Consider the following 9465-nt stretch of genomic DNA (forward strand, 5'->3'; position numbering starts at 1 on the left):
CCGAGCGGCGGCCGCGACGGCGGCCGCGACGGCCGCGCGATCGGCTGGCTCGACCGCGCCCCGCGCTGAGGCCTCCGCGCCCGCGCGGTCGCCGCGCGCGACCTGAGCCATAGGAGAAGCCCGCGCTCCGGATCCGGAGCGCGGGCTTCTCCGTTTCTCGTCACGGCCGGCCTCGGCCCGGGCCGGCACGCCACGAGGAGATGCGGATGCGCTTCGAGCTCTACCGGGACGCCCCCGGCCACTGGCGCTGGCGCCTGCGGGCCCGCAACGGCGAGGTCGTCGCCGATTCGGCCGAGGGCTACGCCCGCCGCGAGGATTGCGAGCACGGCATCGCGCTCGTGAAGGGGGCGGGCGACGCCCCCGTCGTCGACATGACGCTGAAGATGGCCTGACGCCCGGGCGCCGCCGGGTCCCCGTGCCCGGGACGCGGGATCCCGCCGCGGGCGCGTCCCTGGGGCCGGAGCGCGCGGCCGGCGAGGGCCGCCCGGCGCGACGCAACGCTCCGCGACCCTCGTGCGTTACCGGCGTCCGCGTCTCCGTCCGGAGCGCGTCTCCCGCCACGAGGGAAGGAACCCACGCGTGCTGAAAACCGTCATGCTGGCCGCAGGCCTGATTCTCGGGGGTGCCGCCGTGATGCCGCAGGGGGCCGGCGCGGCCCCGCTCACGGGCCCCGCGGTCACGGCCGATGCGGTGCAGGCGCCCACCACCTGGGTGCAGTACGGCTCTTACGGTCGCCATCGCCATTACGGCCGTCCCTACGGCTACCGCCGCTTCGGTCCGCCCTACGGCCGCGCCTACGGCTACCGGCGCCACTCCGGCTACGGCCGCCCCGGCTTCCACGGCCACGGCCCCTACGGCTACCGCCGGTTCTGAAGCGGGCCCCGCAGCGTCGCCCGGGAGGGCCGGCCGGCGCGCCGGCCCGTCCCGCATCCGGAAGCGGCCGCCCCATCCGGGGCGGCCCTGCCGCATTCTCGCCCCACTGATGACCAAGGTTGTCACAGCTTGGCCGTTCCGGCGGCCAGGCTTGGCCCACAACCAGGCCCGGCCGCGAGGCCGCGCCCTGGTCCGACACCAAGGGGAACCGGAATGCCACACTGCATCGCGGAGCGCCGCCGTCGCGTCGAAGCGCAGATCCAGGACTACGAACGGTCGCTCGCGGAGATCCGCAGCTCGGCCGGACGGGGCGCCAACAGCCGCGCCCTCCAGCTCCAGCACGCCCGCCTGATCTTCCAGGCGCGCACCGAGCTCGCCTCCCTCGACGCCGAGCAGGACCGCGCCTGAGGGTGCGCCCGCCGCGGGGAGCACCGGCGCGGTCACGCCGCTCACGGCCCCGCGGCGCCCCCGGCCGGCTCCCCGGCGGCGTCGAGCAAGGCCAGGATGTCTTCGGGGTAGACGGTGTCGCCGGTCCCGGCCAGGGCGGCCCGGGACCACCAGCGGTGCTCGCCCATCACCTCGGCCTCCTCGGCGGTCCAGCCGTCCCGGCTCAGGGGCTCGCCCCCGGCCCTGACGACGAAGTAGCGCTCCTGCGCCCAGACCTCCTCGCCGTCGGCGAGCCGGAGCACGAAGTCCCGCCGGCCCACCGCCGGCGCCTCGACGGGCAGGCGCAGGCCCGTCTCCTCGGCGAGCTCCCGGGCGGCGGCCTGCGCGAGGCTCTCGCCGTCCTCCACCCCGCCGCCGGGCGTGGCCCAGTACGTCATCCCGGCGAGCGGCCCGGCGCGGTGGACGAAGCGGAACAGGAGCACGCGCCCGGCCGGGTCGAGCACGAGCAGCCGGGCCGCGGGCCGGCGGCGCATCCCCGGTCCCTCAATGGTAGGGATCGGCCGCGTCGCGCAGGCCGTCGCCCAGGAAGTTGAAGGCCAGCACCACGATCACCACCGGCAGGATCGGCGCGAGGAGCCAGGGGTGGAGCTGCACCGCCGCGAGGTTCTGGGCCTCGTTGAGGAGCACGCCCCAGCTCGTCACCGGCGGCCGCAGGCCGAGGCCCAGGAACGAGAGCGCGGTCTCGCCCAGGATCATCGAGGGGATCGACAGGGTCGCGGAGGCGATCAGGTGGCTCATGAAGTTCGGGATCAGGTGGCGGCCGATGATCCGGGCCTTCGAGGCCCCCATCAGCTCCGCGGCCCGCACGTAATCCTCCTCGCGCAGCGACAGGAGCTTCGAGCGCACCGCCCGGGCCAGCCCCGGCCAGTCGAGGAGGCCGAGGATCAGCGTGATGCCGAAGAAGACCAGGATCGGGCTCCAGTTCGGCGGCAGCGCCGCCGAGAGCGCGAGCCAGAGCGGCAGTTCGGGGAGCGAGCGCAGGATCTCGATCAGGCGCTGCACCACGTTGTCGACCCAGCCGCCGAGGTAGCCGGCGACCCCGCCGAAGAACAACCCCAGGGCGAACGACACCGCGATGCCGACGATGCCGACGGTGAGGGAGATGCGCGCCCCCGCGATGATGCGCGAGAGCACGTCGCGCCCGAGCCGGTCGGTGCCGGCCAGGAACAGCGTCCCGCCCTCCGGCGGGCAGACGAGGTGCCAGTCCGTCTCCCAGAGGTCCCAGAAGGCGTAGGCCTCGCCGCGGCAGAGGAAGCGCACGGGCTGCACCGTCGTGCGGTCCACCGTGTAGTCGCGGTGGAAGGTCTCCAGGTTGAAGGTGAACTGGTAGGGATGGGTGTAGGGCCCGACGAACCGTCCGTCGTGGAACAGGTGCAGGCCCTGCGGCGGCGCGTACAGGAAGTCGCCGTGGCGCTTGGCCGGGTTGTAGGGCGCGATCACCTCGACGAAGGGGATCAGGGCGTAGAAGGCGATCAGGATCAGCCCGGCCGCCACCGCCACCCGGTGCTTGCGGAACTTCCACCAGGTCAGGCGCCAGGAGGAGGCGCGGTCGACGGCCTCGCTCTCCACCCCGGTCGGCTCCGACAGGCCGGGATCGAACGCCGCCTGGTCGACGAAGTGGCGCGGGCGGCCGCGGGCCTCGACGCTCATCGGGCGCCGCCCCCGAGCCGGATGCGGGGATCGAGCCAGGCGAGCAGCAGGTCGGAGACCAGCATGCCGACGACCGTGAGGAGCGCGACGAACATCAGGATGAAGCCCGCCAGGAACTGGTCCTGGCTCTTGAGGGCGGCGAGCAGGATCGGCCCGACCGTCGGCAGGCTGAGCACCAGCGACACCAGCACCGAGCCCGAGACGAGGTGGGGCAGGAGGTTGCCGATGTCGGCGATGAAGGGGTTGAGCGACATCCGGAACGGGTACTTCAGCAGCGCCCGGGTCGGGGGCAGGCCCTTGGCCTTGGCGGTGACGACGTACTGCTTGGCGAGCTCGTCGAGGAGGTTCGCGCGCATGCGCCGGATCATCGCGGCGGTGCCGCCCAGGCCGATCACCAGGGTCGGCACCACGAGGTGGGCGAGGAGCGAGCGGATCTTGTCCCAGGTCCAGGCCTGGCCCGCGTAGGCGCTGTCGTAGAGCCCGCCGATCGAGACCTCGAACCAGCGGTTGGCGTAGAACAGCATGATGAGCGCCAGCAGGAACGAGGGCGTGGCGAGGCCGATATAGCCGATCAGGGTCGCCACGTAGTCGCCGAGGGAGTATTGCCGCGTGGCCGAGTAGATCGCGATCGGGATCGAGACCACGTGGACGAAGATCACGACCGCGAGGTTGACGAGCAGCGTGAGCCAGAGCGCGTCGCCCACCACCTCGCGCACCGGGCGGTCGTACTCGAAGGACCAGCCCCAATTGCCCTGGATCAGGCCGTTGAAGGCGCCCTCGGGGTTCGGCCAGAGGCCGATCCAGCGCAGGTACTGCTCCCAGACCGGCCGGTCGAGGCCGTATTGCTGCATCAGGAACTGGGCCTTGGCGACGGAGGCCGCCTCGCCCTGCGAGCGCAGCTCGGCGATCTGGTTCGTGAGGAAGTCGCCCGGCGGCAGCTTGATGATGGCGAAGACGAGGGCCGAGATGATCGCCAGGGTGACCGCCATGGTGAGGAGGCGGCGCGCGAGGTAGCGGATCACCGGGCCGCCTCCTTCGGGTTGGATCCCCAGAAGAACTCGTCCATGCGGTAGACCCCGATCAGCGCGGTCGGCTTCCAGCTGTAGGTCGCCCGGTCGGGCACGTTGAGGAGCCGGTTGCGGGCCACCACCGGCTGGAGCGCGCCCGAGACGGTGCCGATCACCCACTGGTTCTCGGCCCGGTTCTTCAGCATCTCGGCCCAGACCCGGGCCTGCACCTCGGCGTCGCCGGTGGCCATCCACTGCCCGTTGAGGTCGATGAGGGCGCGCGCCTCCGGGACGTCGCAGGGCTCGCCCTCGCGCCCCTTGGTCTCGACGTACTGGCCCCATTTGGGCCAGGCGTAGGTGTCCTGGTGGACGGGGGCGAGCTCGTCGGGGGGCATCTCGGCGGTCGGCATGGCGAGGTCGAGGCCCTGCGCCGCCACCATCACGGTCGCGCCCGCGTAGGCGCGGTTGCGCAGCACGGTGCGGTCCTGGGGCTTCACGAACAGCTTGACGCCGACCTCGCGCCAGAACTCGGCCACGAGCGTCAGGCCGTCGGTGAGCATGCTGCTCTCGCCGTCGGTCTCGACCACGATCTCGAGCTCCCGCCCGTCCGGCATGAGCCGGATGCCGGCGCCGTTGCGCTGGTCGAGCCCGATCGCGTCGAGGAGCCGGGAGGCCTCCGCCGGGTCGTAGGCCGCGTGGAGCGTGCGGTATTCCGGCCGGTAGAGCGGGCTGCCCTCCACCACGGTGTCGTTGCCCTCGGTGCCGAGCCCGAACAGCAGGGCGTTGTTGAGGGTGCGCCGGTCGATGGCGAGGGAGAGGGCCCGGCGGAAGCGCACGTCGCGGTTGAGCTTGCGCCAGGCCGGGTCGGTGGCCGTGAGGTTGGGGTAGAGCGCCAGCTCCGAGCCGCGGGCGGTGGGCCAGAGGTGGGTGCGGTAGCCCTTGGCGCGCTCGCCCTCCCGCAGGATCGGGATGTCCTCCATGTTGAGGCCGCGGAACAGGAGGTCGGCCTCGCCCGCATTGGCCTTGGCGGCGAGCAGCCCGCTCGCCGCCACGTCCATGTGGACCCGGTCGACGTAAGGGAGCTGCTGCCCCTGCGCGTCGACCCGGTGGTAGTAGGGGTTGCGCACGAAGACGAACCGGGTGGCGGGCGCGATGTTCGTCACCCGCCAGGGCTGGAGCGTCGGCAGGTCCGGGTTCGACTGCTCGAACATCGCGTCGAGCCGGTTGTGCAGCGCGGCCCAGCCCTTGAGCTTCTGCTGCTTGGCGGCCGCGTCGAGGTCGGCCTTGGCGGCGTAGCGGGCGTGGACGCGCTTCAGGTAGTGGGCCGGCCGGTAGATGAAGGGGTCCCGCGGCGAGGCCAGCTCCGGCAGGAAGCGGGGGTTGGGCGCGTCCCAGGTGAAGCGGACGCGCGCGGGGTCGAGCACCTCGAAGCGCGGCAGCCTGCCGTCGACCATCATGAACTCGGGCGGGCCGGCCGGGCTCAGGTCCTTGTTGGTGGCGACGTCCTCCCACCAGTAGCGGAAATCCTCCGCCGTGAAGGGCTGGCCGTCCGACCAGCGGTGGCCCTCGCGCAGGGTGAAGGTGAAGACCTTGTCGCCCTCGCTCTCGAACCGCGCGAGCAGGTCGGGCCGGAGCGTCAGCTGGGCGTCGTAGCCGACGAGGCGGGTGTAGCTGTAGGTCGAGATGTAGCGGATGTCGCGGGCGCGCCCGACGAGCGTGGCGATCTCGCCCCCGGGCCGGCCGACCTGGCGTCCCTGCGCGGCGAGGTCGACCACGAGGGGCTCCCGGGGCAGGCGCTCCGAGGCGGGGGGAAGCTCGGCCGCCGCGAGGGGGCCGGCGAGGAGCAGGGCCGCGAGCGGGAGCCGGGCGACGGCGGGCCATCGCGCGGCGGCGCGCCGCCACGCCGCGGCGGGCCGCCGCCCGGGGCTGCCCGCGCCCGCCCCGGGCGCCCCCGCCCGTCCCCATCCGGGCATCGTCATGCGCCCTCCTCCGTCCTCAGGCGGACCCAGGTGATCCGGGTCGGCGAGTAGCCGGTCGCCGCGTGCAGGTCGTCGAAGGCGTGGCTCGCCGCGATGGCCGCGCGGGCGGCCCGCGCCTCCGGGTCGTCGGGCCGGTAGACGAACTCGCGCCCGTTGCGGCGCCAGCGCACCGGCTCGCCGGAGCGGGGGGCGACCAGCATCGCGATGGTCGGGAAGGCCGGCCCGCCGTGGGCGTGCAGGCGGTGGGCGGCGGCGTCGTCGTCGAAGACGAGGCGGTGGAGGCCCCGCGCCCGGGCCTCCAGCACCCGCCGGGCCTGGCTGATGTGGTCGTCGAAGAAGCCGACCGCGTCCGTCAGGTCGAGCCCCCCGAGGTCGCAGGCCGACCAGTCGCGGGCGTGGTAGCGCGCCCGGGGGTCGCGGTAGCGCAGGCCCGTGAGGTCGGGGTCGAAGCAGAGGATCTCGGCCTCCGGGCAGGCCTGGCGCATCACCCAGGTGGTCAGCCCGCGGAACACCCCCGATTCGACGATCACCCGGGGCCGCAGCGCCCGCATCAGCACGTAGAGCTGGAGCGCGCCGTTGAAGCCGTTGCCGCCCCGCCGCTGCGCCACGGGCGCGGCGGCGATGAGCTCCCAGAACGCCGCCACCGCGGGGTGCGCGCCTCCCGGGAGCGCGAGGCCGGCGGCCGCGAGGTCGGCGTCGAGGCGGGCGGCGGCGGCGGCGATCAGCGCCGCGGTCTCGGGGCCCGAGAGCGGGCGGTGGGCCCAGTCGGGGACGGCCGGGACGAGGTCGTAGCCGAGGCGGTCGAAGAGCGGGCCGAGCAGGCGCCGGCGCAGTCGCTCGAGCAGGGGGTGGGGCAGGGGATGCGGGTGGGCACCGTGGGGCATGATCGTCAGGCCGCCCGCCGCAGCACGGGCCCCGAGACCCGGACCCGGTGGCCGGGCTCGATCTCCGTCATGGCGCCGGCCTCGCCCCCGGCGAGGCGGTAGGGCTCGGGCCAGAGGGCGGGGTCGGAGAAGCGGTCGCTCATCAGGAGCTTCAGGTCGAGGGGATGGTCGAGGTCGGGCTCCGGCACGGCGGCGAGGAGCGCGCGGGTGTAGGGATGGGCCGGGTTGCGGAACAGGGCGGCCTTGGGGGCCTCCTCGACGATGTAGCCCCGGCACATCACGGCGATCGTGTCGGCGATGTAGTCCACCACCGCGAGGTTGTGGGAGACGAACAGGTAGGCGACGCCGAGGCTCGCCTGGAGGTCCTTGAGCAGGTTGAGCACCTGGGCCTGGACCGAGACGTCGAGGGCCGAGACCGGCTCGTCGCAGAGCAGCACCCGGGGCTTGAGGGCGAGGGCCCGGGCGATGCCGAGCCGCTGGCGCTGGCCGCCCGAGAAGGCGTGCGGGTAGCGGCGCAAGGAGCGCTTGTCGAGCCCGACCATGTCGAGGAGCTCCTTGGCCCGCTCGTAGCGCTCGTCGGCGGTGCCGATGCGGTGGATGCGCAGGGGCTCGGTCAGGAGCTCGTAGACCGTCATGCGCGGGTTGAGCGACGAGAACGGGTCCTGGAACACGAACTGCACCGCGCGGCGGAAATCCTTCAGATCGCGGTCCTTGAGGGCGAAGACGTCGCGGGGGCCCGTCCCCGAGCCGTCGTCGAACGTGACGGTGCCGGCATCGGGCCGGATCGCCCGCATGACGATCTTCGACAGGGTGGTCTTGCCGCAGCCCGACTCGCCGACGAGGCCGAGGGTGCGCCCGGGATGCAGGCTCAGGGAGACGCCGTTGACGGCGTTGATGGTGCGCACGGTGCCGCTGAACCAGCCCGCCCGCAGGGTGTAGGACTTGCGGATGCCGGCGATGGCGAGCAGGGGCCCGGCGGGGTCGGGCCGGTGCGGCTCGCCGGCCTTGCGGGCCAGCACCGCGCTCCTGACCTCGCGGATCGGGGTCAGGCGCTCGCCCTCCTGCATGTGGAAGCGCGGCACCGCCCGCATCAGGGCCTTGAGGTAGGGGTGGCCCGGGCGGCGGAAGATCTCCTCGCGGGGGCCCGCCTCCACCACCCGGCCGCGATAGAGCACCACGACCTCGTCGGCCATGTTGGCGACGACGCCGAGGTCGTGGGTGATGAGCAGCATCGCCATGCCGGTCTCGGCCTGCAGCTCGCGCATCAGCTCCAGGATCTGGGCCTGGGTGGTGACGTCGAGGGCGGTCGTCGGCTCGTCGGCGATGAGCAGGGCGGGCTTCGTGATCAGCGCCATGGCGATCATGGCGCGCTGGCGCAGGCCCCCCGACAGCTCGAACGGGTAGGTGAGGAGCGCCCGCCCGGGATCCGGGAAGCCGACCCGCGCGAACACCGCGGTCGCCCGCTCCCGCGCCTCCGCGGCCGAGACGTCGGCGTGCAGGCGCAGGGCCTCGGTGACCTGGTCGCCCACGGTGTGGAGGGGCGAGAGCGAGGTCATCGGCTCCTGGAAGATCATCGCGATCCGACCGCCGCGCAGGGCCTGCATGCGGCGCGAATCCTGGCCGAGGGCCGCGATGTCGAGGCCGCCCGCCGGCCCCGCCGGGTCGTTGAAGCGCAGGCTGCCCCCGGTGATCCGCGCCACCTTGGGCAGGATCTGGAGGATCGCCTGCGCGGTCACGGACTTGCCCGAGCCGGACTCGCCCACCAGCGCCACGGTGCGCCCCGCCGGCACGTCGAGCGACAGGCCGTCCACCGCCCGGAAGGCTCCGGCATCGGCCGCGAAATCGACCCTCAGGTCGCGGATCGACAGGAGCGGTGCCGTCATCCTGGTGCCGTCTTGTCCTCTCGGGCGGGCGGGCTGCCCGTGGGTCCGATGCCAGAGGCGGTTTGTGGCACGGACGACGCCCCCGGGGCAAACAGCGTCGCGGCCCGCAGGATCCGCACCGCCGGGCTTTTCGCGAGGCGCTCGAGGAGGCCCTCGCAGAGGGCCCACGTCGCCTCGTCCTGCACGAGGTGGTGGGTGAGGAGCCCGACGGGCCCCGCCGCCGCGTCGACGGCCGCCGCCGCCCGGGCCAGCAGGGCGGCGGGGTCGGCGAGGCCCCGGCCGGCGCGCCAGGCGACCGGGTCGAGGTGGGCGTGGGCCTGCGCCAGGCCCGGGACGGGCGGGAGCGCCCCGAAGGCCGAGAGGCCGCCGTAGCCCAGCGCCGGCAGGCGGGCCGCGAGGGCGGGGGCGATCCGGTTCCAGGGCGGCACCAGCACCGGCAGGACCGGGCGCCCGGGCCGGTCGAGGCGCGCCCGGGCCAGGGCGAGGGCGGACGCCGCGTCGGCCGCCAGCGCCGCGAGGGGCCGGTGCGGGCCGAGCTCGGCCCTCCTGTCCCCCCCGGGGGCGTGGTTGCGGTGGTCGAGGCCGTGCACCAGGAGGTCGAGGCCGGCCTCGTCGGCGAGCCGGGCCGCGAGGGCGGGCCCGGCCCCGCCCGGGACGGCCGCCAGGGCCAGGGGCCACCCGGTCCGGGCCGCCAGGGCCAGGAGCCGCTCGAGGGCGGGCGTGGGCGCGGTGGCGTCGTCGT

Annotated in this window: 10 protein-coding genes; 3 read left to right on the forward strand and 7 right to left on the reverse strand. The window is 74.2% G+C overall.

Annotation, left to right across the window (positions count from 1 at the left end; genetic code table 11):
- Nucleotides 1–206: 206 nt before the first annotated feature.
- The 3 genes from DT057_RS32405 to DT057_RS32415 all read left to right on the forward strand — a co-directional run bounded on the left by DT057_RS32405 (nt 207) and on the right by DT057_RS32415 (nt 1281).
- Entirely contained in the window at nt 207–392 is a 186-nt protein-coding gene (locus DT057_RS32405; protein ID WP_128566148.1) for a YegP family protein, read from the forward strand.
- A 187-nt stretch (nt 393–579) separates the two neighbouring features.
- The gene (locus DT057_RS32410; protein ID WP_128566149.1) at nt 580–873 is read left to right on the forward strand and encodes a hypothetical protein; all 294 of its coding nucleotides are present in this window, start codon (nt 580–582) and stop codon (nt 871–873) included.
- A 213-nt stretch (nt 874–1086) separates the two neighbouring features.
- Entirely contained in the window at nt 1087–1281 is a 195-nt protein-coding gene (locus DT057_RS32415; RefSeq protein ID WP_128566150.1) for a hypothetical protein, read from the forward strand.
- Nucleotides 1282–1322: 41 nt separating this feature from the next.
- Here the strand turns inward: DT057_RS32415 and DT057_RS32420 are convergent, their stop codons facing one another.
- From DT057_RS32420 to DT057_RS35760, 7 genes are all read right to left on the reverse strand, one after another.
- Nucleotides 1323–1793: an NUDIX hydrolase gene (locus DT057_RS32420; protein WP_128566151.1), complete on the reverse strand. Its 471-nt coding sequence runs from the start codon at nt 1791–1793 to the stop codon at nt 1323–1325.
- Between the two features lie 10 nt (nt 1794–1803).
- Complete coding sequence (locus tag DT057_RS32425; protein WP_128566152.1) at nt 1804–2970, reverse strand: ABC transporter permease; 1167 nt, start codon at nt 2968–2970, stop codon at nt 1804–1806.
- Nucleotides 2967–3992 carry an ABC transporter permease gene (locus DT057_RS32430; RefSeq protein ID WP_128566153.1) on the reverse strand — a complete coding sequence of 342 codons (1026 nt, stop codon included), beginning with the start codon at nt 3990–3992 and terminating at the stop codon, nt 2967–2969. Before DT057_RS32430 ends, DT057_RS32425 begins: the two co-directional genes overlap by 4 nt.
- On the reverse strand, nt 3989–5950 hold the full coding sequence (locus DT057_RS32435) for an ABC transporter substrate-binding protein (protein WP_128566156.1): 1962 nt from the start codon (nt 5948–5950) through the stop codon (nt 3989–3991). Before DT057_RS32435 ends, DT057_RS32430 begins: the two co-directional genes overlap by 4 nt.
- A 2-nt stretch (nt 5951–5952) precedes the next feature.
- Entirely contained in the window at nt 5953–6840 is an 888-nt protein-coding gene (locus tag DT057_RS32440; RefSeq protein WP_128566154.1) for an O-methyltransferase, read from the reverse strand.
- Between the two features lie 5 nt (nt 6841–6845).
- A complete protein-coding gene (locus DT057_RS32445) occupies nt 6846–8723 on the reverse strand; it encodes an ABC transporter ATP-binding protein (protein WP_128566155.1) in 1878 nt (625 codons plus the stop codon).
- On the reverse strand, nt 8720–9465 hold a 746-nt coding region (locus DT057_RS35760), incomplete at its 5' end, for a polysaccharide deacetylase family protein (RefSeq protein WP_477458683.1). The genes DT057_RS32445 and DT057_RS35760, both read right to left, overlap by 4 nt.

Origin of the sequence: Methylobacterium crusticola, assembly GCF_003574465.1 — a bacterium.
Taxonomy (GTDB): domain Bacteria; phylum Pseudomonadota; class Alphaproteobacteria; order Rhizobiales; family Beijerinckiaceae; genus Methylobacterium; species Methylobacterium crusticola.

Excerpts from the sequence above, each read along its gene's own strand:
- DT057_RS32405 (WP_128566148.1), top strand. The coding sequence starts at position 207 with ATGCGCTTCGAGCTCTACCGGGACGCCCCCGGCCACTGGCGCTGGCGC.
- DT057_RS32415 (WP_128566150.1), top strand. The coding sequence starts at position 1,087 with ATGCCACACTGCATCGCGGAGCGCCGCCGTCGCGTCGAAGCGCAGATC.
- DT057_RS32420 (WP_128566151.1), bottom strand. The coding sequence starts at position 1,793 with ATGCGCCGCCGGCCCGCGGCCCGGCTGCTCGTGCTCGACCCGGCCGGG.
- DT057_RS32425 (WP_128566152.1), bottom strand. The coding sequence starts at position 2,970 with ATGAGCGTCGAGGCCCGCGGCCGCCCGCGCCACTTCGTCGACCAGGCG.
- DT057_RS32435 (WP_128566156.1), bottom strand. The coding sequence starts at position 5,950 with ATGCCCGGATGGGGACGGGCGGGGGCGCCCGGGGCGGGCGCGGGCAGC.
- DT057_RS32440 (WP_128566154.1), bottom strand. The coding sequence starts at position 6,840 with ATGCCCCACGGTGCCCACCCGCATCCCCTGCCCCACCCCCTGCTCGAG.
- DT057_RS32445 (WP_128566155.1), bottom strand. The coding sequence starts at position 8,723 with ATGACGGCACCGCTCCTGTCGATCCGCGACCTGAGGGTCGATTTCGCG.